The 24274-nt window shown below is 50.3% G+C and carries 17 protein-coding genes and 2 pseudogenes; 18 read left to right on the plus strand and 1 reads right to left on the minus strand.

Annotated features, from left to right (window positions below):
• Positions 1-50 precede the first annotated feature (50 nt).
• On the minus strand, positions 51-1160 hold the full coding sequence (locus PM3016_RS10980; RefSeq protein ID WP_014369488.1) for an alpha/beta fold hydrolase: 1110 nt from the start codon (positions 1158-1160) through the stop codon (positions 51-53).
• Between the two features lie 103 nt (positions 1161-1263).
• Between PM3016_RS10980 and PM3016_RS10985 the strand changes: the two genes are divergently transcribed.
• From PM3016_RS10985 to PM3016_RS38575, 18 genes and pseudogenes are all read left to right on the plus strand, one after another.
• Positions 1264-2136, plus strand: a complete 873-nt coding sequence (locus PM3016_RS10985) for a LysR family transcriptional regulator (RefSeq protein WP_014369489.1) — start codon at positions 1264-1266, stop codon at positions 2134-2136.
• A gap of 76 nt (positions 2137-2212) precedes the next feature.
• A complete protein-coding gene (locus tag PM3016_RS10990) occupies positions 2213-2659 on the plus strand; it encodes an aminoacyl-tRNA deacylase (RefSeq protein ID WP_013915630.1) in 447 nt (148 codons plus the stop codon).
• 7 nt (positions 2660-2666) lie between these two features.
• Positions 2667-2951, plus strand: a complete 285-nt coding sequence (locus tag PM3016_RS10995) for a hypothetical protein (protein ID WP_014369490.1) — start codon at positions 2667-2669, stop codon at positions 2949-2951.
• A gap of 427 nt (positions 2952-3378) precedes the next feature.
• Positions 3379-4934 (plus strand): IS3 family transposase gene (locus PM3016_RS41355; protein WP_420798945.1). Its coding sequence is split into 2 segments (ribosomal slippage): positions 3379-4030 and positions 4030-4934, totalling 1557 coding nucleotides; the frame shifts between segments, so codons are not numbered across the junction.
• 326 nt (positions 4935-5260) lie between these two features.
• Positions 5261-6135: pseudogene (locus PM3016_RS11010) on the plus strand (DMT family transporter).
• A 145-nt stretch (positions 6136-6280) separates the two neighbouring features.
• Positions 6281-7108, plus strand: a complete 828-nt coding sequence (locus tag PM3016_RS11015) for a family 43 glycosylhydrolase (protein WP_081484316.1) — start codon at positions 6281-6283, stop codon at positions 7106-7108.
• A 359-nt stretch (positions 7109-7467) separates the two neighbouring features.
• Positions 7468-13131, plus strand: a complete 5664-nt coding sequence (locus PM3016_RS11020; protein WP_238540597.1) for a pectinesterase family protein — start codon at positions 7468-7470, stop codon at positions 13129-13131.
• A gap of 174 nt (positions 13132-13305) precedes the next feature.
• The gene (locus tag PM3016_RS11025) at positions 13306-15642 is read left to right on the plus strand and encodes a helix-turn-helix transcriptional regulator (RefSeq protein ID WP_014369493.1); all 2337 of its coding nucleotides are present in this window, start codon (positions 13306-13308) and stop codon (positions 15640-15642) included.
• A 155-nt stretch (positions 15643-15797) separates the two neighbouring features.
• Positions 15798-16760 (plus strand): ABC transporter permease, encoded by a 963-nt coding sequence (locus PM3016_RS11030; RefSeq protein WP_014369494.1) that lies wholly within the window; start codon positions 15798-15800, stop codon positions 16758-16760.
• Between the two features lie 34 nt (positions 16761-16794).
• Positions 16795-17667 carry a carbohydrate ABC transporter permease gene (locus PM3016_RS11035; protein ID WP_013915638.1) on the plus strand — a complete coding sequence of 291 codons (873 nt, stop codon included), beginning with the start codon at positions 16795-16797 and terminating at the stop codon, positions 17665-17667.
• Between the two features lie 78 nt (positions 17668-17745).
• Positions 17746-19255: pseudogene (locus PM3016_RS11040) on the plus strand (extracellular solute-binding protein).
• A gap of 251 nt (positions 19256-19506) precedes the next feature.
• Positions 19507-20322, plus strand: coding sequence for a TrmB family transcriptional regulator (locus tag PM3016_RS11045; RefSeq protein ID WP_013915640.1), 816 nt, complete (start codon positions 19507-19509; stop codon positions 20320-20322).
• Positions 20323-20390: 68 nt separating this feature from the next.
• On the plus strand, positions 20391-21122 hold the full coding sequence (locus tag PM3016_RS11050) for an AzlC family ABC transporter permease (protein WP_014369495.1): 732 nt from the start codon (positions 20391-20393) through the stop codon (positions 21120-21122).
• Positions 21113-21460 (plus strand): AzlD domain-containing protein, encoded by a 348-nt coding sequence (locus tag PM3016_RS11055; protein ID WP_014369496.1) that lies wholly within the window; start codon positions 21113-21115, stop codon positions 21458-21460. The genes PM3016_RS11050 and PM3016_RS11055 overlap by 10 nt, the downstream gene beginning before the upstream one ends.
• A 44-nt stretch (positions 21461-21504) precedes the next feature.
• Complete coding sequence (locus PM3016_RS38115) at positions 21505-21879, plus strand: hypothetical protein (protein WP_014369497.1); 375 nt, start codon at positions 21505-21507, stop codon at positions 21877-21879.
• Positions 21834-22613, plus strand: a complete 780-nt coding sequence (locus PM3016_RS37280; RefSeq protein WP_014369498.1) for a YxiJ-like family protein — start codon at positions 21834-21836, stop codon at positions 22611-22613. Before PM3016_RS38115 ends, PM3016_RS37280 begins: the two co-directional genes overlap by 46 nt.
• A 374-nt stretch (positions 22614-22987) precedes the next feature.
• Positions 22988-23596 (plus strand): hypothetical protein, encoded by a 609-nt coding sequence (locus PM3016_RS11065; protein ID WP_013915644.1) that lies wholly within the window; start codon positions 22988-22990, stop codon positions 23594-23596.
• Positions 23597-24125: 529 nt separating this feature from the next.
• Positions 24126-24263 carry a hypothetical protein gene (locus PM3016_RS38575; RefSeq protein ID WP_187296737.1) on the plus strand — a complete coding sequence of 46 codons (138 nt, stop codon included), beginning with the start codon at positions 24126-24128 and terminating at the stop codon, positions 24261-24263.
• The last annotated feature ends 11 nt before the right edge of the window (positions 24264-24274 follow it).

The following is a 24274-nucleotide window of genomic DNA, read 5'->3' on the forward strand; positions in this document are numbered from 1 at the left end:
GCTCGATGATTATAAGCAGCCTTGAATCCTCCAAGGTGAGAGTATTCGTGTCAATTTTCATTCATGGCCCGCAGCACTTCTTCTATGAACTGATTTCGCCCTTTATCGGGACGATCCAGATGTGCGTAATGGGTTGCACCTTCGATCAATACATCCTTGACGTAAGGCGCGTGAACAAGCTGTTCGACCAGCCGTTCCCGGTCCTCATGCCTTGACCAGAAATCATATTCCGATTGGATCACAACGGTTGGTACCCGGATAAGCGAGGCATCCCACAATTGTCTGCCCGAGGCGAGATAGTACGTATCTTCCATTGCCCCGCTTGGAGAACGAAAGCTCTCCGGCATTCGATCCCCGCCGGTTTCGTCGCTGGCCATGCTTTCCTTAACATATGCCTCCACGATACGCGGATCCCGCCATTCTGACTTGTCCTCCACCGGGATACTGCTGTCCCATGACGGAAGCAGGGATGATGCTGTATTCAATCGGTAGGCTCCATAGGCTTCCTCGTTAAATCTTCCCGGATGATTCGGATCTTCCATAGGGGAGCCGCTTCCGAGCGTCGGATGGTTCGAACTGCCGCCGTATATCGTATTGTACAGGATAAGAAGACGGACGTGATCCGGATGCATGGTTGTATAATGCCCCGCCCAAAGCCCGCCTGTGGCCCAGCCAAGGATGGCCACCTTCATTCCTTTGTTCCTCTTTTGAATCCAATCCACGACGACCGACAGATCACGGACGGCTTCGGTCGATCTCACCAGCGGTGGATGGGAAGAACGTAATTCCGACATTTCGGGTGGACGGGTGGATCTGCCATAACCCCGAACATCCATGATATAGACCGGAAAGCCATGTTCAGCCAGATCCTCTGCCAGAGAACCGTTCGGAACCTGAAGATCGAACGACGGGATACCCGGAACTCTCGCCCCATGAATGAGGAGCAGGGGTGTTTTGTTCGAATTTTTGTTAGATCGGACTTCCCGGACGAAGAGTTCAATTCCCGGTTCGCCTTTGATTCTGTGATCGTTCCTCTGTATTTCCGCTTTGTCTTCTCCCTTTCCCCGCCCGGCCAACTCTCCTTCGGAAGCGAACACGGGTACATAGAGAAGGGATACAATGGCAATCAGTAAACCAAGAGACGTCGTCGCCAGCTTCATGGACCAACCTCCTTTAATCACTGCTTTTCGTTTTTATCATAAATTGACGCTAATCATATTTCCAATATATAATTCATTATCATGTCATATTTTGGGAGTATACATGGATCTGCGGCTCATGAAATACTTTGTGACGGTTGCTGAAGAACTGCATTTCAGCCGAGCGGCGAAGCGTCTGAATATGGCCCAGCCTCCGCTGAGTCAGCAAATCAAAAGCTTGGAAACCATGCTCGGTGTACAACTGTTAAAACGAAATAATCGAACCGTAGAATTAACCGAACCGGGCCGTGTGTTTCTTGAAGAAGCGAAGAAAACCTTGAAACAGGCCGAACACGCCCTGAAAGCCGCTCAACTTGCCGAGCAAGGGCTGATCGGGCGGCTTTCCGTGGGATTTGTGGGGTCGGCTGCGGATGGGCCTTTCATCCATAGACTTACATCGTTCCTTGAAACATACCCTTTCATCGAATTGACATTGAAGGAAATGACCACCAGTCAGCAGCTGGATGCGCTCCTTGCAGGGGAAATCCACGCAGGCGTACTGCGTTCGGATGTACAGCATCCTGAGATTCACATGCTGGAGTTTACCGAGGAGCCCTGCATGCTGGTTATACCCGAGTCTCATCCGTTGGCCTCATATCAGACCCTATCCGTCCACGATATTTCGAGTGATCCGTTCATTATGCCTCCGCGCCATCTCGGTCCTTATTTCCATGATATCATCATCGGATTCTTCCACAGCTATGGGTGCAGTATCCGGATTGCGCAGGAAGCGATTCAGATGCATACGATCGTCAATCTGGTCTCTTCGGGTTTAGGTATCGCCGTAGTTCCTGCTTCCGTAAGCCATTTCCAGAGACCGGGAGTGGTTTACAAGCATTTTGTTGAGCCGCCGCCGCATGTCCGTCTCTCGGCAGCATGGCGGAAGGACCGCGTATCCCAGGCTCTTGAGCTTTTCTTGAACCATTTTAAGGCTTGAATTGCACCAAGGGAGCGTGGCGAATTATTTTGTATGAGGTCAGCCCAAAATCTTTATATCAAGGAGACAGACCCATATGGACAAATTAATTTCACTACTAAAGAGTCAGCACGTGGATTATGAGGTCATCGAACACAGGAAACCCATTCATACTGCACAGGAAGGTGCGGATTATTTTGGTATTCATATCGGTCAAACGGCCCCGACACTACTATTGAAAACAGATAAAGGTTACTATGCATTGGTCATTTCCGGTGATTACGGACGAGTCGATCCTGTTCATTTGAAGGAGTTATTTCATTTCCAAGAGATCAAATTAGCCAGACCTCAAGAGGTAGAGAAGGTGACTGGAAGTACGGTCGGCAGTGTAGCGTTAATAAACCCCGATATCCCAACATTCATAGACAGAGAATTATACCGATTTGATTATGTTTATGGAGGTACGGGCGTCCCGCAAACAACATTGAAGATCCGACCAAAGGATATAGAGAAATTAAATCATACCGTTGGATACATAAGGTAGAGAGAACATGACTGCTCCACTCACGGCGGAAGGGGAGGCTGATGTTGAAAGAATCGCGCTGCTTTACAATTGCGGCTCGATCCTATGGCGCGACTCTTCTAAGAATCAATCGGATACACGTGCATGTCCAGCTGTCGAATCCATGGGATTAGAGGAAAATGGCCAAGAAACTATGATCGTCCCACTGTCCAATGAATTCATGGATCAGGGCTATATTAACATGAAGTATGAAGTAGATGAGAAAACTAGTGAGCTTGTTATTAAATTGGAACCAAAAGAAGAAGGGACGTAGTCCGGCATCTTCATTCACAGAGATGGCTGCCGGATGATCCCAAGTCTAAGGTGCTCCCATACGATGAAATAATAAGTAGGGAACTCCGATCGCGAAAATGATAGCTGCGATGGAAACGGCAAATAACAAAAGAGAATAAACGGTCCGGAATGTATAAAAGTAAGCAATTGAAATAACGGCTAAAATGATGAATATTGCTAGTCCCAAAAAGTAAAAGATCACTATTATCATCACCTCGCTTAGTTAATTCCATTTTCAGCCCTATTCCCAATAATGGGTAGAACTATATTTACCTAGTACCTATATGATAATTCAAGGGACTTGGAACGTTGGCACAATAACTAGGGAGCAGATCGCCGTGATACGCTCCCCATACGGTAGACAGGTGAAATAATAAAAAACCTGTTACTGTAAGGGGAGCTTTTTCATGTCTAAAGAAAAATACTGTGCTACGGAGAAACTTGCTATCCTTGAAGAAGTTTCAAGTGGAAAAATTGGTTTTATCGCTGCAACCAAAAGATACGGTATGAATAAAACAACTTTAATGAAATGGCAGCGTCGTTATAAGCTATATGGGTATGAAGGACTGGAAAGAAGTACTCGCAATCGAAGTTACAGCGCTGAGCTGAAGCTTCAAGCGGTGAAAGATTATGTAGAGGGTGGATTGTCAAAATACCGGATCATCGACAAATACAGGATCTCAAGTACAACGCAGCTTTCTAACTGGATTAAGAAGTATAATGGTCATAGCAGCTTAAAAGCCTACAAAGGGGAAGCACAAGCTATGACAAAGGGTCGCTCTACTACGTGGGATGAGAGGATCGATATCGTCCACTATTGCCTGGCACATCAGCATGACTATCATAAGACAGCTGGCCAGTTTCAGGTCTCCTACCAGCAAGTATATCAATGGGTGAAGAAATTCGAAGCCGGCGGTGCGGATGCTTTAAAGGATGGCCGGGGGCGAAAGAAGGCGCCGGAAGAGATGACGGAGGCAGATCGCCAGAAGCTCGAGATGAAGAAGATGGAATACGAAATGGAGAGGCTTCGGGCGGAGAATGCATTTCTAAAAAAGTTACGGGAAATCCAAAGGAGGCGAAGCTAAGCCAATATCGCCAAGAGAACGTCTACCTTGCCATCCAAGCGCTTCAGGAAGAGGAGTCGATCAGCATTCAACTTCTGTGTGAAGTCGCAGGAGTTGCACGCTCAAGCTATTACAAATGGTTAAACCGCAAACCCAGCTCTCGTGAGCAGGAGAATGAGCGGCTGACAAAGATGATGATGTCCATATATGAAAAAGTAGAGAAAACCTTTGGGTACCGCCAATTAACACTCCACATGCGCAAGGAAACCGGACAGACGATTAACCATAAACGCGTGTACCGGCTGATGAAAGTCAAGGGAATCCAGTCGGTCATCCGCAGGAAGAGAAAGAAATACCCTCATTCTACTCCCCAGCACGTGGCCGAGAATGTGCTGAATCGTAATTTCCAAGCAGCTGAACCCAATGAGAAATGGGTAACGGATGTAACAGAATTTAAATACGGCAACGGTCAGAAAGCGTATTTAAGCGCGATTCTCGATCTTCATGATAAATCCATCGTCTCCAGAGTAGTGGGGCATTCCAACAACAACCCACTTGTTTTCGAGACGTTGAAGCAAGCCTTGCAAGCAGCTCCAGGAAGCAAACCAATGCTTCATAGTGACAGAGGATTTCAATACACTTCACTTGACTTCAAAAAGCTTTTGGACGATAACGAACTGACTCAAAGTATGTCCCGGGTTGGGCGGTGTATCGATAACGGGCCGATGGAATCCTTCTGGGGGACCTTAAAATGCGAGAAGTATTATCTACACACTTACCAAACCTTTGAGGAGCTTGAGAGAGACATTCTGGCTTACATCGATTTTTACAATAACGAACGATTACAAGCAAAACTAAACGGCCTCAGTCCAATGGAATACAGGACCAAGGCCGCTTAAGATTTTTATTTTTTGTACTGTCTACTTGACGGGGGGCTGTTCACCGTGCGCGGCAGCTGGTCCTCGTTTTTTTGAAGTAACCGGCAGAATAGTTCAGCAGCTGGGGTTTACTAAGCGCATTCGGTCTGTTCAACAGGAATCAATTTTGTTACTATAACAGGTATTATTGTAGTCAGCTTGGGACTAGAGGTGAATCAATATGTACTTGGCTCCATTATTTGAAAACGATGTACCGGTAGTACTTTTACGCCCTTAGTGGAGTGAAGGTGACTACAGCATCTCTCCGTTAAGGGCTTTACCTTAACTAAAAACGGAGGGAACACAAAATGAAAAATACCTTAGTGGGATCTATATGTTTGGCTTTAGCCGCCAGTATTTGGGGTGGGATGTACGTTGTTGTTAAAATCGTGGTTTCGGTCATACCTCCACTGGAATTGGTATGGATCCGCTATGCAGTAGCGATTGTCGCACTGATCATAATCGGCTTGTTCACACGTCAAAACTGGCGCATTCATAAACGTGATTTTCTAATCATCATAGCGATTGGGATCATCGGGAATACCATATCGATTGTGACTCAGGAAATGGGTACGATGCTGTCCACAGCACAAATGGGGGCGATTATAACCTCCTCAACACCGGCTTTTATGGTTATTTTTGCCCGGCTGCTTCTTAAGGAGAGGGTAACCTTTAAAAAGGGTCTCTCTATTTGTTTAGCAACAATGGGGTTCTTCTCATTGTTGGAGCGGGTCATGTGAACTTGTCCATGAAACTAGGCGGAATTTGGCTTCTAATAGCTGCGCTAACATGGGCCTTCATGTCTGTGCTTGTTAAGCGTGTGCCGAGTGAGTATTCACAAATTGTGGTAACGACTTACTCCATCTTGGTAGCCCTAATGGTGCTGACTCCTTTTGTTTTGCCGCGATTGCACGCAATGAACGGCTCTCAACTGACTCACCCGACCATTTGGGGTGGATTATTGTATTTGGGTATTGTTTCAACAGCGGGTGGATTTTTACTCTGGAACCGTGGATTACAATTGCTTAACGCCTCTAGCGGGGGGCTGTTTTTCTTTTTTCAGCCTGTAGTCGGGACATTTCTTGGATGGCTTATTCTAGGAGAGAACATTGGAGTAACGTTCTGGCTTGGATCGGGTTTCATCTTGATTGGCGTTTTATTGGTGATTAAAGAAGAAAAGTAGTACACCGAAACCCCTTCAGCCGATATGCTGCAGGGGTTTTGTTTGCATAAACGAAGCCAAGTGAAGAAATTAGCTTGCTATAATTCAATGGTCTAAGTATCTTGACTTCTGCGCAAGGAGGAACCTCCGGTCCCCGACGAGTCATATGGTCATATCGGCACGTTCCAAACACCCGTGGGGGCCTTTCGAGAACTCGCCGTACAATCCGATCATACGAACCGAGAGCCGTGATGAACGCTGGTGTTCCAGGGGACATGGCACCTTGGTGGACACGTCGGACGGAGACTGGTGGATGGTGTACCATGCTTACGAAAAAAATTACTACACCCTGGGACGGCAGACGTTACTAGAGCCGATCGAATGGACGGAAGACGGCTGGTTCCGAGTACCCTCGGGAGTCTCCCCGGACAAGCCGATTCGGAAGCCGAAAGGCTCGGCCGCAGTTCCCGGTAGGCCGAAGTCCGAGACATCGGATGGGCTCGGACTGCAGTGGAGCTTTTTCAAGGAGCACGATAAAGACCGATATGCTGTAACCGGAGAGATCATCGAGCTTCAAGCTTCGGAGCGGGTGTCGCCGCTGGTCTATATGCCGGAGGACCATCATTACGAGGTTCAAGTGGAAGTTACCATACAGGAAGGCAGTCAGGGCAGACTCCTGCTCTTCTATAATACGACGTACTTCAGCGGCATGGGGATATCCGCGGATGGGCTGTATGGAATCCTGCGCGGTTGGCATACGCCATGTATTCCGTACAGCGGCAGTACCGTGCATCTGAGATTATGCAGTGCAGATCATGAAGTGATCTATTACTATAGTCATGACGGCGGCGAATGGACGAAATTCCCGCACTCCTTTGAAGCATCCGGGTTCCACCATAACGCCTTAGGGGGATTTCTTGCCTTACGGATCGGGTTGGATGCGCTGGGCCAAGGGAAGGCCACATTCAGGAACTTTCAATATCGGAGCCTATAGCTGCTCTCCCAATAAGCTGCATAGCATATCACCAACGTCTCCACTCTGTTTACAGGTGGGGGCGTTTGTATTATGGCATGTGCTTAACAAGCTTCAACCCATTAGCCGATATGCTCGAAATAATCAAAGGTGTGCATCGGATAGCTTTTTCGGATCACACTTGCACAGGGGCAGGCCGCTGCATAACAAGTTATCCAGAATGTATGGTGTGGTATGCTCGCTTCCCCCATAATGAAGGCCAGACCACAGGCTTGGGTCAGCTCGATTAGATGTTAGAGGAGAGGGGGGCATAGAAGCTGCAAGCCCATCACGGGTAACACAGAGGATCTAAGAACAGAGGAGGAGTATCGTTGAAAAAAGTGGTTTCGTCTTTACTGGTGGCCGCCATGCTGACCGGCACCCTGCCGGCAACCGCAGCGGCTGAAACGGGCTCAAGTCCGCTGCCTGCATTCCCTGGAGCAGAGGGCGGGGGCATGTATACAACCGGGGGAAGAGGCGGGGAGGTATACGAGGTCACCACGCTTGCCGATTCCGGTCCGGGCTCGCTTCGGGAAGCCGTGAGCAGAAGCAATACAACCGTTGTATTTCGGGTAGGAGGGACCATCCATCTGCAGTCCCCGCTGAAGATCACCGGTTCCAACCTGACGATTGCGGGTCAAACCGCACCTGGGGAAGGCATTACGGTGTCCGACTACGCTACAGCATTTGAAGCGGACAACCTTATTGTACGGTATATGCGCTTCCGCTTAGGAGACCGGCATCCGAGTGATGACGATGCGTTCGGCGGACGCTACCATAAGAATATCATCGTAGACCATTGCTCGTTCAGTTGGTCCGTAGATGAGGTCCTGAGTATGTATGTCAACGAGAACACGACGGTGCAGTGGTCCATTGTGTCCGAAAGCATGCTGATGACATCTCACTATAAGGGGAGGCACGGATACGCCGGCATATGGGGAGGCAATAACGCATCCTTTCATCACAATCTGATCGCCCATAATGTCAGCCGGAATCCCCGGTTCGCCGCCTCCGAGAACCATAAGATCGACAGTTATAACAATGTCATCTATAACTGGGGCTTCTTCTCCGCTTACGGTGGAGAGCAGGGCATGTACAATCTTCGGGACAATTACTACAAATATGGTCCGAATACATACCGGTCGGCCCGTAACCAGGTGTTCCTTGGAGTCGGCGCGGATACGCGCATCTACATCGGCGGGAATTATATGTACGGCAATCCTGAGGTAACGGCGGACAATTGGAAGGGTGTCGGCGACGTAGCGAACCCGGAGTCCAAGCTGAGCTCGCCTGTCGTCATGCAGAATCCACCGGTACCCGAACCGGCCGAGCTGGCGTACGAGCATGTGCTTGAGGGCGCCGGAGCCATTCTTCCACGGAGAGATGCTGTCGATGCCCGGGTCGTCAGCGAAGTGGTGTATGGAACGGGGAAGCACATCAATTCCCAGAAGGAGGTCGGCGGCTACCTGGAGTTCGCCCAGACGGTCTCGACTTCCGCAGACGACGATCATGACGGCATGCCTAACGAGTGGGAGACGGCGAACGGATTGAATCCGAATGAGCCTTCCGACCGCAACGGCCTTCATGCCTCGGGGTACACTCATCTGGAAGTATATTTGAACGGAATCACCGGCAGCGGTTCCGCCAATCCGGCCGCAGTCATAACCCAGCCTGCGGATAACACCATCGTGACCGAAGGGGCGTCGGTCGAGATTCAGGCCTCCGCATCCGACGCGGATGGTTCCGTAGCCAAGGTGGAATTTTACCGTAACGATGTCTTACTTGGTGAAGACAGCACTGCGCCCTACTCGTTCACCTGGGAGAACGTGCAGGATGGAACGCATTTCCTGACCGTCAAAGCCGTGGACGATACAGGCACTTCCACGCAGTCCAGCAATGTCGCCGTTCATGTGAACCGGCCCGGCAGTATCCTGCCTTGGCAGTCGGCCGATATCGGGACGCCGGGAATCGCAGGCCATACCCAGCTTGGGGCCACAGCCGCAGACGTTACCGTGAAATCGGCAGGCGATATCGACGGCAGGTCGGACAGCTTTCATTTCGCTTATCAGCAGCTCACCGGGAATGGCGAAGTGATCGCCCGCGTGGAAAGCGTGACGGCTACAGATGACGGGGCAGAGGCCGGAGTCATGATCCGTGATAACCTGAACGCTTCCTCCAAATTTGCGGCCCTGCTCATTCCATACGTCAAGCTTGGCAAGAAGAGCGTGACCATGAACCGGATGACCGAAGGCGGCAGTGTGACCAAAACCGAGCCGGAAGCGTTCATCCAGACGCCGTATTGGGTGAAGGTAGTCCGCTTGGGCGATCAGTTCACTTCCCTGATCTCGGAGAACGGAATCGATTGGTCTGTACTTGAATCGGTTACCATCCCGATGGCGGAGACCGTCTATTTCGGTCTCGCGGCGGATGCGTCCAAGCCCGATGATGAAGTGAACAAGTATAACGCCTCCGTGTTCTCCCACGCTGTGGTGAATCCGCTGGACGCTGACTTTCCGGCCGCTCCAACCGGCGTAACGGCGAGTGCAGGCAATAAGTCGGTACAATTGAATTGGACTGCCAGTACTTCTGCAGACAGCTATAACGTATTCCGGAGTGATATTCCGGGTGGACCTTACTCGCAGATTGCGGGCGGCATTACCGCTCCCTCTTACACCGACTTGAATTTGACACCGGGCAAGACCTACTTTTATGTGGTTGCGGCCGTCAATGAAAAGGGTGTGAGCTTCAACTCTTCAGAGGCCAGTGCCACGCCGGAAGGCGAGCCGGAGACAGTATATCTGGTCAACGATGACTTTGAAGCCCTCGCCAATGAAACGACGCCTCCCGGGTATTCGTATCTGCCTGATCCGCAGGACATAGACCACAAGGTCGTTGTAACCGACGTTCCCGCAGATACGACAGGCAATACTTCAGGCAAAGCGATGATCGTCTATGATAACGGTGCGGGCGGTACGCAGTTTATCCGCAAGTTTGCCCCGCAGCTTGGCAGCGTGGTGATCGAGGTCGATATCACGGCACCCGGATGGCCGGGCACCTCTTACGTACTGCAGCTGCAGGATGAGTCCGGCAGCAGGACTCCGCTGTCTATCGAACTCCGCAAGCCGGCGCTTCCTGTAGCGGACCCGAACTATACCCTTACTTACAAGCTGAGCGGTTCAGACTACAAGCTGATGGATCCGCCGGTGAGCAAGCGTTGGTATAACCTGAAGATTGTGACGAACGCAGCGGCGCAAACGGCCGACATCTATATCGACCAGTCGCTCCTTGCCGACAACGTTCCGTTCCAGGCGGACGTGAAGACGACGGGCATCGCGCGGATTACGGCACGGACGCCGGGCACCGGCAAAGGGACTTTGTATTACGATAATGTCAAGGTCTATGTAGAGCCGGTACAAAGCCCGAAAGGGCTGAATGCCCTGCCGGGCAACGGGAAGGTACAGCTGAGCTGGACAGCCGCGGACGGCGCGGATTATTACACGGTCAAACGCAGCACGACAGACGGGGGGCCGTACACCGCCGTGGCTTCCAATGTGACGGCTGCGACTTATATCGATGAGTCCGTCCAGAACGGCACGACTTACTACTATGTCGTGACGGCATCGGGCACGACAGGGGAAAGCGGGCCGTCCAACCAGGTGACGGTGTCGCCTTCGGAGGATGCGGTGAAGCCCGAAGCGCCTGCAGGGCTTACGGCCGGAGCCCGCAGTACACAGGTGGATCTGAGCTGGCAGCCTGCAGAGCGGGCGAACACGTATACGGTCAAGCGGAGTACCAACCCGGAGGGTCCCTTTACCGTAATCGCTTCCGGCTTAGGCTCCACGTCTTACCGGGATGGCGGGTTAGATAACGGTACGGAGTATTCCTACGTGGTATCAGCAGTCGGCGTAGGGGGTGAAGGGGCGGGTTCGGCCCCGGTCGCGGTCACCCCTTCGCGGCAGCTCTCCACACCGGTAGTGACGGTTCAGTCCCTGCCTAGTGGAGCCCTTGTGCAGTGGGGGCCTGTCGACGGCGCTTCATCCTATCTTGTGAAGCGTGCTGATCAATACGGAGGGCCATACGAGGTGCTTGCCGAATCGGTAACCGGCGTAACCTATACGGACTCCGGTCTGATCAATGGAAAGCCTTATTACTACAAGGTGACAGCGGTGGACGGAACTACGCACAGTCTGGATTCTTCCTCCGCCGGTGTCCGCCCGTCTGCTCAGGACGGCACCCCTGCACCGCCACCGGGCCTGACGGCCGAGCCGGGCGACAGCAGCATCCGTTTGAACTGGATGGAAGTGCCGGAAGCGGCTTCCTATACGGTTAAACGCAGCGACACGGCTGAAGGACCGTATACCACCGCAGCTTCGGGACTATCGAATCCCTCTTTTACCGATTCGGGCCTTGTGAACGGAAAGAATTATTATTATCTTGTTTCCGCTGTGAATGAAGCCGGAGAAGGGGGAACCAGCGTACCGGTTCGGGAGGTACCGGCTCAGGTGCTGACGGTTGCCGCTGACGGAAGCGCACAATATACCAAGGTCCAGGATGCCATCCAGGCTGTTCCGGACAACAGCGCAACCCCCACCATCATCAAGATCAAGAACGGCACGTACCGCGAGAAGCTCGATCTCCCTTCCGCCAAGATCAATGTACGTATGATTGGCGAAAGCCGGGAAGGAACCGTCCTGATCTATGGAGATGCTGCCAGCACACTGGATGCGAACGGGAACCCGCTGGGCACTTCGAACAGTTACAGCTTCAGGGTGCAGGCGAGAGATTTCACGGCGGAACATCTGACAATTCAGAACGACGCCGGGGACGATGCAGGCCAGGCGGTGGCGCTCTATGCGAATGGAGACCGGATGGCCTTCCGTGATGTCAGTCTGCGGGGCTACCAAGATACGCTGTACTCCAACAATGGCCGGCAGTATTTCACGGACAGCTACATCGAAGGCGACGTGGATTTCATCTTCGGCAACGCCTCGGCTGTCTTTGAGAACAGCATCATTCACAGCTTGAGCAGCGGCTATGTCACCGCGGCTTCAACCGCGGAGGGGAAGACAGGGTATGTCTTCCTGAACAGCCGGATTACCGCCGAGCCCGGGCTGACCGGTACCGTAGCCCTCGGCAGGCCGTGGCGCGCCTATTCGAACGTGAAGTATGTGAACAGTTACATGGACGATCATATTAAGCCGGTCGGCTGGGATAACTGGGGAAGGACGGAGAATGAATCCACGGCCCAATATGGAGAATATGCCAGCTACGGACCGGGAGCGGACCCGAAGGCAAGGTTCCGTTGGTCGAAGCAGTTAACGACGGAGGAAGCAGCGCTCTTAACGCCGGCGGACATTCTCGGCGGAAGTGACGGCTGGAATCCGTTTGCGGCGGTGCCTCTGGTTGATGGCAGTCGGGAGCTGGCGGCCCTTACCGTAAACGATGCGCCGGTGCCGGATTTCTCGCCTGCGACAACGCAGTATCGGATCGAGCTGCAGGATCCCCGTATCCTTCCGGTCGTTACCGCGGCCGTGTACTCGGATACATCTTTAGTGTCGGTTAAGCAGGCGGCATCGGTGCCCGGTACGGCAGAAGTACACATTCAGGCCAGGGATGGCGGGGAACGGACCTATACGATCCAATTCGTAGCTGCCGATCATCAGGCGCCCACGCTCAAGCTTGAAGTGGATCAACCGGTTCTTCAGGCAGATGATCATCGGATGGTATCTGTTCATGCCTCTGTATACGCATCCGACGAAGGAACCGGTGTAGCTTCGATTCGGCTGCTATCGATCACAAGCAGTGAACCGGAGAATGATCAAGGAGACGGCAATACGGCGGTCGATATTCAGGGAGCGGAGTACGGTACGGCGGATTACGATTTTGAACTGCGTGCCGAACGCTCAGGACCAGGCAGCGGCCGTATATATACCATCACCTATGAAGCGGTTGATTTTGCTGGCAACCGGACCCAAGCTTCAACAACCGTAACCATCTTACATTAAGCTGTACAGCCTTCCCCGATACGCCTTTTTGCGCATCGGGGCGGCTTTTTTATAGCGTCGAACATGACTGGAACAGCGGAACCATTCAGGTTGCAGGCATTGGGGCAGGCTGTGAAGAATGATTACATTCGTGGAAAGCATGAGAACAATCAGATCTGGAGGAGGCAGCCTTTCGTGCGTACATACTTGCTGCGATTACTCATTTTCAGTCTTATTCTTGGTGCACTGCCAACCTTGTTTATCGGTGCCGCTTCTTATTACATCGCTACACGGGGAATGGAAGAGAAGGTCAATGAAGGGAGCATGCACCTGCTGCTTCAGACCCAGCTTCGTGTGGAGCAGATGCTCCAGTCGCTGGAGAAATCTACGACTCAATTCGTCAACTCCTCCTTATTGAAATCAACGCTTGACCGGGCACTGACCTCCCAGGATTTCATTCAAGTCCGAGGGTTGCAAGCGGAACTGACCCATTTGCAGTCAACGGCGGTGGTGAAGCAGGCGCATCTCGTGAACTTCAGCCATGATTGGGTGTTGAATCTGCTCGCCCTAAAGCCTCTCAGCACTTCAGAGGAAGCGGATACATTCCGAACCTACGCGGGCCAATCCGACGGAATTGCATGGAACACGCGCATACGGCTGGCCACAGACACGGCAGCCGCGGGAGAAGCCGGAGCAGATCTGCCAGGGGCTCCCGTCGAAACCATCAGTCTGATTTATAAGATTCCGCTCATTCCTCCGGGCAGTCCGTCCAAGGCGCTTCTTGTTGTTCAGATCTCTTCGAATGATATCCGAAGTGTCCTGACCCACAGCGAGACTCTCGGGGTTCATTATATCCTGGATCCGGCGGGCAACCCGTTTCTCTCCTCCCGCTCCGATGCGGAAGCGTACAGGAATATCAACAGCGCGATCGGACGGCGGGTTCAAGAGCTGGGCCAAGCGCAAGGCTTCTTCTATGCGGAGGTGAACGATCGGAAAGTCGGTGTCATGTACCGGACATCCGGCTACAACGGGTGGACCTATGTCTCGGTAGTATCCCATGAGGCGATCACACGTGAAACGAAGACCATTGGGATCTTTACCGCAGCGGTTTGCGGGGTGATTCTGCTCATTGTACTGGTTCTGGCTTACTTCGGCAGCAGGAAAATGTATTCTCCGATCCGCAGTCTTCTCGTCTATACGGAAGAAATCGGTGAGGATGGGGAGCCGGAGAGAGGGCGCAAGGATGAACTTGCTTTCATCAAACAAAGGATCGAATCCCTGGCCGTATCCAAAACCAATCTAAAGCAGCTGATGCAGGGACAAGCCGGAAGCTTGAAGGAATTTTGTGTACTGAAGCTGTTCACCGGCCAAATGTCGGACAACGAATTTGCCTTCCGTACGGCCTCCTACGGCTTCCCAACGGAGTGGAATCAGCTTGGCGTGCTCACCCTTCAAATCGACAGTCTGAGGAACACCCGTTATAAAGAGCAGGACCGGGAACTGCTGCTCTTTGCAATTAATAACATCGTCGATGAGCTGCTGCCTGCACAGACCCGGTTCAGCCCCATCCTGCTGAATGAATCGCAGATTACGCTGCTGGCGTCCCAGACAGAGGATGTGCAGGAGCTGCGGTCGTTTTTTTATCGGACGGCCGAGCAGATTAAATCTACGGTAGAACAATATCTGCAGCTGACGGTCAGTATAGGGATCAGCCGCCCGTTCACTCAATTATCCGAGTCTCCCCTGGCCTACGGTGAATGTCTCGAGGCACTCAAAAGCCGGATCAGTCTCGGCCCCGATATCATCGTGCACTTCGAGGACAGCGTGAGCAAGGGAACAGGCGAGACGGTCGTCTATTCTCATCTGAAGCTGATCGAAGAGCAGATTATTCAGTCCTTGCGGGAGGTCCATCTGCAGAGGGTGAACGGATTGTTCCAGCAGTACCTGGATGCCGTCCTGAACAAAGAGCTCTATGCTCAGGAGCATCGGATTCTCTTGGTTCAACTCGTATCGCGCATTCTGCAGATCGTCCAGGAGCAGGGAATTTCCGTGAGGAAGGTGGTCGAAGGGGAAGCAGTCGTCGAGCGCCTGCTGCGGATGCAGACCCGCGAGGAGATCAGCTTGTGGTTCGAAGCCAGACTGTTCGCTCCGGTCATAGGGCTGCTGGCCGACAAATCCGAGACCCAATACATCAATATCGCCGACCGGATGCTGGCCATGATTCATGAGCAGTACGATCAGGACCTGACGCTTGAGCTCTGTGCCGGCACGCTGAATTTCCACCCTGTCTATCTCAGCCGCGTGTTCAAGAGGGAGGTCGGTCTGCCGTTCAGCGACTACTTGTCGGAATACCGGATGAAGATGGCCAAGCTTATGCTCGAAACGACATCGATGAAAATATCGGAGATCAGCGACAAGCTGCAGTACAAAAACAACAGTTCGTTCATTCGCAACTTTCGCCGTTTGTTCGGTGTGACGCCGGGGCAGTATCGGGAAAACCTGCAAAACGACAGCAGGCCGCCCGAAAGCTAAATGCGTCCAAGGCCTGCAGGTTATGCCGTGCATATCCGAGGTTATCCGAACGGCATACGAGGCTTGCTCCACCCATGAAGTTAACCGGCGAGTATAGCGGGCAATGACATCGGGCTGCATAATGGGGACATTACCCAAGTGAAAGGAGCAAGAGAATGGCGCTGGATTCAACCTTGGCAAGGCCCAAACCGGCCCCCACCAAACGAAGTGCGATCCGCACACTGATGAGGGATATCCTGCGGGACCGGTGGCTCTACCTGATGCTGCTGCCGGGCATTGCGTACTTTATTGTTTTTAAATATGTGCCCATGTACGGGGTTACCATGGCATTTCAGGATTACAAGCCGCACCTCGGGATGCTGAACAGTCCCTGGGTTGGGATGAAGCACTTTGAACGTTTTTTCGCTGAGCCCCAGTTCTGGATGCTGTTCCGCAATACCGTGCTGCTGGCCGTGTATAATCTCGTGTTCTTCTTTCCGATGCCGATCATTCTGGCCTTGATGCTCAACGAGGTCCGCTCCGGCGGGTACAAGCGGTTCGTACAAACCCTCATTTACATTCCCCACTTCGTATCGTGGGTGGTTGTCGTCGGTATTTTCTATCTGCTGCTGACGACCGAGAACGGGGTGCTCAATGAAATCATCTTCCGACTTACAGGGGAAAAAATCGCTTTCCTCCTGGATCCCGATTGGTTTCGTACGATGATCATCTCCCAATCCATCTGGAAGGAAGTGGGCTGGGGCACGATTATTTTTCTTGCCGCCTTGGCCGGCGTTGACCTGCAGTTATATGAAGCCGCCCGCATGGACGGGGCCGGCCGCTGGCGGCAGCTGTGGCATATCACACTGCCGGCGATCCGCAGTACGATCATTATTCTGCTCATTCTGCGCCTCGGTAACTTTCTCGACTCGGGTTTCGAGCATATCTTCCTGATGCTGACGCCAACGAACCGCGATGTCGGGGATGTGTTCGATACTTATGTTTACGTGAAAGGCATGACACAAGCGCAGTACAGCTACAGTGCTGCGGTCGGGTTATTCAAATCCGTCGTAGGCTTGGGTCTAGTGCTTGGCTCCAATTGGCTGGCCAAACGCTTTGGACAGGAAGGTGTGTATTGATGGCAGCCCATGGAGAGAGAAGGAGGGTAAGGCTATGAATCATGATAGAACGCTGGGCAATCGCCTCTTCGATTGGGTGAACGGGACCATTCTGCTGCTGATCGCCATTGCCTGCGTCATTCCATTCGTATACGTTCTTGCCATATCGTTTACCAGTCCTGCACAGGTGGCGCAGGGCGGATTGATCTTGTACCCAAAGGAATGGTCGCTGTCTGCGTATCGTTACATTTTTTCTACGGACACCCTGTGGCGAAGCATGATGGTTTCTATCTATATCACCGTCGTAGGGACGTTGATTAATCTGGTGTTTACTTCGCTGATGGCCTATCCGTTGGCCAAGACTCATTTGCGGGGCAGACAGTATATTCTGCTCGGCGTATTATTCACCATGCTCTTCAGCGGAGGTCTCATCCCGACCTATTTTGTTGTCAAGGCAATGCATCTGACCAATACGCTGTGGTCATTGATGATTCCTGCGGCCATCAGCGGATTTAACCTGATTGTACTCAAGAACTTCTTTCAGCAGATCCCCGATGGGCTCGAAGACTCCGCCAAGATTGACGGATGCAACGACTTGGGGATTCTGTTCCGGATCGTCCTGCCGCTCTCCATGCCGGCCATGGCCACCTTTGCTCTTTTCTATGCCGTGGGGCATTGGAACCAGTTTTTTAACGCCATTCTGTATATCAATGACAATACCAAATGGCCGATTCAGGTTCTTCTTCGAGAGATTGTCATCCTGGCCTCCGGAAGAATCGGTGATACCGATATCGATGACGCGGATATTCAGCCGCTTACGATTCGTATGGCCGTAATCGTGTTCGCTACTCTGCCTATTCTGCTTGTGTATCCGTTCCTTCAGAAGCACTTCTCGAAGGGCGTACTGTTAGGATCCGTGAAGGGATAGAATATCGTTCTTTTTTTGACTTTTGTTGTTCATCAGGTGTGGGCATGAGGCTGAAACGAGTTGGAGGGGTTACGGGATATGAAAAAGAAAATCAATGTATTCATCGGAGTTACGCTCTTCAGTGTAAGTGTATTATCGGGATGCAGCGGCAGCGGGGGCAGCGAAGCGGCCGGCCAGGAGCTTTCGGAGGACAAGCCTTATCCGCTCACATTGGTTGTGAATCAAGTGGGTGAGATTCCGGCCAAGGGCAATGAGATCGAGCAGGCCATCATGAAGTACACCAATACCCAGCTGGATATTCAGTGGATTCCGACGTCCGCCTACGACGAGAAGATCAATGTCATGATCGCATCAGGTGAGCTGCCGAAGTTAATGAAGCTGGGCTACAATCCTACCACGATCGCTTCGCTCAAGTCGGACTTGTTCTGGGAGATCGGACCTTATTTGAAAGATTACAAGAATCTTTCCGCGCAGAATCCGCAGTTCTACAACAACATCAATGTGCAGGGGAAAATATACGGCGTTCCGTTATTCCGGGAGCTTGGCCGCTCCACTCTGCATTACCGCAAGGACTGGTTCGACTCGCTTGGCCTCAAGCCGATGAAAACCTTGGATGACTGGTACATCGTCGTCAAGGCTCTGGTGAAGAACGATCCCGATAAGAACGGCAAGGACGATACTTACGGCATTCTGCTCGACAAGAAATATAACCAGGAAGCCTTCTCGACCTTCACCCGCATTTCCGTTTCCCAAGGGGGCCCGAACAAATGGCAGGTGGATGCGGAGGGGAATTTCACCCCGGATTTTATGACCGAGCCCTATTACAATGTGATGAAGCTGTTCAAGCGGCTGTATGAGGAGAAGCTGATCAATCAGGACTTCCCCGTCGTCGATTCGACCGAGATGGATAAATTGTACGATTCCGGCCGAGCCGGCTTCCGCTATTCCGGCGGCAATGCACAATCCTGGCATGATAAAATCACCAAGGTCATTCCGGGGGCCGTCATTGATGTGGCGCCGGTGGAAGGACCGGGCGGCAGACGTCTGCCGGGAGAGAACGGGCAATGCGGGGTTCCTGGCCATTCCGAAGGCCACGGTCAAGACCGAGGCGGAAATGAAGCGTATCCTGAAATTCATCGATCAGCTGATGGATCCTGAGATGGCCACCTTATTGGTCAAAGGGGTGGAAGGGAGACACTGGAAGGATGCGGGCGAGTTCACCGAAGTGATCGACCGTGATGCGGAAGCCAAGGAAGTGAAGCCGTACCGGGATACACTGCCTCAGCGCGGCGAACAGTATAACATCGCGAAGCCATCCAAGCAGCCGGAGCTGTTCCGGAAGGGAACCCAAATCGGGAAGGAAAATGAGCAGTACATTGTCACGAATCCTGCGCTAAATCTGGACTCCACGATGTATTATGAGCGCGGCAAGGAGCTTGAGGTGCAGATCACCGATGCCCAAACGAAATTCATCATGGGCCAAATCGACGAGGACGGCTGGAAGCAAGCCGTGGAACAGTGGAAGAAAGCGGGCGGCGAGCAGATCATGAAAGAGTATAAAGAATCTTATCTGAGCAGCAAAAAGTAAAGTAGATGGTCGGGTCGAACGGGATTTCCGCTCGTTGAGTTATACAAAGAAGCTGTCTCGTTGATGAGGCAGCTTCTTTTTTTAGATATGATAAACATGGCGTGTACAGCTGGACGCCCCCTGCAGCAGAAAAAAAGAACATGAAAAATTCCTTGATTTTTCCTTTAGTAAGTATTAAACTAACTACTATCTGAAACTGTAGTGAGTATGGAGCTAACTACTACAAAATCGTATAGAGAGGGGATGTTATTATGGAGGATATCTTTAAAGAATTACAGAAGCTGGGATTCTCCCAGTATGAATGTAAAGCTTATATCAGTTTGTTGAAATATTCACCGATTACCGGATATGAGATTAGTAAACGATCCGGTGTACCACGTTCAATGATTTATGAGGTTCTTGGAAAGCTGCTTGATAAAGGGGCGGTATACATTGTGCCATCTGAGCCTGTAAACTATGCACCACTCCCGGCAAAGGAACTGGTCTCTCGTCTTCGAGGGAACTTTGAGCAAACCTTTGATTACCTGGAAAAGAACTTGTCTGCCCTTGAAAGTGAGCAAGAGATCGACACCATTCACCGGATTGCTGGTGATGAGAATGTACTTGCTGAAATGAATGATTTAATTATTCGTGCAAAAGAGGAAATTTGGTTATCAGTCTGGGCACCCCAAATTCCACATATTGAGGAGGCCGTGTTACGAAAAGTAAAGGAGGGTTTGTCGGTTACATCCATTTTATTCGGTGCTCCTGACACATCGCTTGGGTACACGACACACCACGATTACATGTCTCCTAAAGTGGCAGAGGAACGGACTAATGGCCGCCTAACGATTGCAGCCCGTGATAATGAAGAGGTTATTATTGCGAACTTTTCCCCGACTACCGCAGGTTGGGCTATCAAAACACAAGACCCCGCTCTTGTTTTGGTTGCCCTGGAGTATATTGGACATGATATTATTTTTGCGGCGGTAACGAATGAAATTGGAGAGGCAAGAGTCGAAGCTCTTTGGCGAGACAATAAAGATTTATTCCGTATTGTCACAGGAAAACGGTTCAAATCAATTTGAATCGTTTTTTTATCCGACTTTTGTTAGTGGTTAGTATAATAACCTCTAATGATTAAAGGAGTTTGCTTATGCAACTTGATACCAGTTCCCCAGCGATGGACATAAGTAATGAAACAAATGAGTCATTTTTTCATGGAGTTCGGGCATGCATTCCAACACTATTGGCTTATTTAAGCATTGGTTTTGCTTGTGGGATCGTTCAGAGAACAGCAGGGTTAAGCCTATCGGAAATCGTACTGCTCACGTTATTTGTTTATTCAGGTTCAGCGCAATTTATCGTGGCCGGTATGTATCTTGTCAGTCCGCCGCTTGCCGTCATAGCAACCATTTTTTTCGTTAATTTGCGGCATTTGCTGCTAAGTGCCGCGCTATCGCCCTATGTTCGGCACGTCAGCCCGTTTCGGACGATGTTAATCGGTGCCATGTTAACGGATGAAACCTTCGGTGTTGCGATTCAGAAGGCTGCTAAAAAGCGCCGCATCGATGAAAAATGGGTTCACGGTTTAAATGTTACAGCTTATGTGAACTGGTTTATCGCTAATTTGGCGGGGGCTTTCTTTACACAGTGGATTACAAACGCGGATACACTTGGATTGGAATTTGCATTGCCGGCCATTTTTATTGGTTTATTAACCATTTCTATTGTGGAACGGCAAATCATACGAATTGACTTGATTGTCAGTCTTCTTGCAGTGCTGCTTGTGATGGTTTGCTCGGTTTGGCTATCAAGCAGTTTGAGTCTCATTATAGCAACGGTTGCAGCAGCAACAATGGGGATGGTGGTGATCCAATGGAAGTAAGTCGGGATTTACTGCTAATTGTCATTGGGGGGGCTATCGTGACGGTCATTCCACGAGTCGTTCCCATCATGGTCCTCAGTAAAATGAAATTATCTGAAAACGTGCAAAACTGGCTGCATGTTGTCCCGATTGCCATTTTATCCGCTTTAGTTGGGCAAGCATTATTTATGGATGAGAATAAAGTGAACATTACGCTGAACGAAGAAGGACTCGCAGCCGTGGTATCTATGCTGGCTGCGGTCAAAACGCGTAGTTTGTTATGGACGGTTTTTGCAGGAGTATTGACCTTTGTCATAACGCGGCGGTTATTTGCCTTATTATTCAATGCTTCGTGGTAAGATAGGATTATTCGTATGTATGTGCCGGTAGAAGGATGATGTAAATGAAAGAGGAAAGTTATAACGAGTGGCCTACGGATGAACAAGCCAGATGGGCCAAGATGGGGCATTTCTTTGGCAAGACACGGTCTTATGATGTGATTAGATGGGGTATGGTTACACTGGCGAATAACGAAAACGGAATCAACCCACGACGGCAGCCGGCTAGCGAATCGGCTGCCGTTTTTTCTGCTGAAGGGAAACGATGGCACAACAACCAGGGAACAGATGCCGCGCGGCATCTGTTCCATTCTGTAAAGAGGTACTGGGGTAATGGGTTTCATTATGTGGTAATATTGATAGTTTTTGTAACACCCAATCGCGAGGTGAAAGAATGCATATTTTTGGATTCTCTTTGGATCGAAATGAATTATGGATAGCGGCCTCCTCCTTTAAAGAGGCTGTAACCATTGCTCTAAGTAAATCGCCAATCATTAAGAAGTATGTTCAACTTGATAATAAGGATTTTATTGAGCTGCCAGGTGCGAAAAAAGAACAAGTATCTGACTTTTTGAAAGATAAGACGGTAAATTATTTCATTGGACAAAGCGGCATTTCATTTGACGAAGAAGAAGTCGGAGAGATTGTTGCTTATCATCGCAAGCCATGGCAGCCTGTACCGACTGTATTTCTGCCGCCACCGATTGACAGTGATGCCTACTTACCGGAAGTATCGGTCTCATATTCCGAAGTTCCAGAGGAAAGGGAAAGGGAAGGCCCCGATTGGCTTTCCAGCAATACGGATCCAAGGATTCAAAAATTAAAAAAGATGAATATAGCCACACCCTTCCCTTCCAGAGATATAAGTAAAATGATGGTTGATTTTCGTCATGACTTTCAAAAACTAGGGGGGCAAGCGATATGTTTTAATGCAGATTTTGCCGAATACTGTATGGTTATTGCCGGCACTTTAAGTTACGTCTTAACTGGTAAATCGAATGAAATCCCCCAAATACAAATCGATTATATAAAGCTGTCATTCTTTACTTGGTATCCGCAGTACAAGTTTATCGAGGGGAGGATGAGCGAGTATAAGGAGTTCAATCGTAGATATGAGAACAATGAGGAAGTTCGGATGTTATTGTTGGAGTTCTTGTCAGTGAAGGCTGATTAAGCTTTTTTAGAACGTTAGCGCGTTGCAACAAAAAGGCTGCCAACACGACCGGCAGCTCCTGTTATTATAAAGTCTAAAAGAGGGCAAGTAACGACGAGATAATGGCATAAAGGCCAAAGATAAAGAGTCCGATCGCGATGAATTTGAATAAAGGCTTTAATGTAAAGTAGAACAATGGCGGCACCCCTCCCGTTAGATGTACTTCTATTATATCCTAAATAAAACATTAATTGTAATAAAATTACATATGGGGTGATTTCCAAGAGAGTTTGATTATTGAAGTAACGAGTGACGTTCATAAGGCAGGAAGTGGAATTGCATGTTACTATGGGGCAATACGATGTGCAAAATTTACGAATAGAGGAGGCGTCTTAGTGAGCTGGAGCGAACTGAAATTGATTCCAAGTGAATATAATGATGAGATCAAGGCTATCGATGAAAGCATTCTAAAACTTCTAATGGAACGAATGAAAATTACAAAAGGTAAAAGATATTTTCCTCCCAGAGAAATTGTCAAACAGTGGGCAGCGGACTTTGATATGGAGATCGCTCAGATTATTGGAACTCTTCATAGTCTTACAGAGGGAGACGTCTCTCATCAGTTACCTGCCGGGCCAGGAAAATTGCTGACTGTCTTACCTCTTATGAAAAGTAAAATTCTTGATGGTTTCGAGTACGAACTAACACATGCTATGCAGCATGAGAATGGAAGCATCGTGTTCCTAGAGATTACTCTCCGTCAACTTGAAGAAAATATTGGTCATATCCGTCCTCAATTACTGCTGATGGTGAACGGACCACAGCCATATAACATTCGCAGAAATGGAGCTCATGGCGGTGGAGGACATAGCCAATTAAGCTTTTTGGTTACCCCTCGTTTGCCCGATGATATTGCAGGCTTGGAATTTTCCTTAATTCCGTATGCTCGACCCATGGAGTCCCGTCCCAAGGAAGTTATTTTGAATCAAGAAATCTCCTTCTAGCCATTAAACTAATGCGGAGCCTCTGTTGGAGGCCTCTTCATTTCGACTGAAAGCAGCACGACTGATTTGCTTCATAAAGTTATCCCTTCCTCCAACGCAGCCAGCAAGGATACTAATCGAGAACGGTCAGTAAAAAATGATTATTTGCTGATCGTTCCCAATATGGTAGGATGAAGTTACAGGAAAAAGAATCCACCTGCATCCAATAAAGAACGATCATTCTACATTGAACGAGAACGACGAGATTAGCGCTGCTGGTGGAAAGCTGGTGATAAGTTAGCTTGGTTGATTCATGGAGCTGCTAGATGGAGGGATAGGTACTTGATCCATAGTAAGCGGGGAGTGATCAAAATGGTTCATAAAGTGGATGCGCTCATCATCCGATGCGGTACTGGTTGCAGCCGGCAGAATGGCCAAAACGGATCAGCTGAATCTGAAAGCGGCCGGGATCAGCCGAACGGCACGCGGATTCATTTAGGTTAACGAGAAGCTGCAGACGAATGTTCCACACATCTGGGCACTAGGCGACGTGAATGGGGGACCTCAGTTTACGTATATCTCCCTCGACGATTTTCGGATCGTGAAGGATCAATGGTTCGGAGGCCGGCAGCGGACGGCGCTGGACCGCAAGCAGGTTCCCTACTCGGTATTCATAGACCCTCCGTAATCCCATGTCGG

It is taken from the genome of Paenibacillus mucilaginosus 3016 (assembly GCF_000250655.1).
GTDB classification, from domain to species: Bacteria; Bacillota; Bacilli; order Paenibacillales; family NBRC-103111; genus Paenibacillus_G; species Paenibacillus_G mucilaginosus.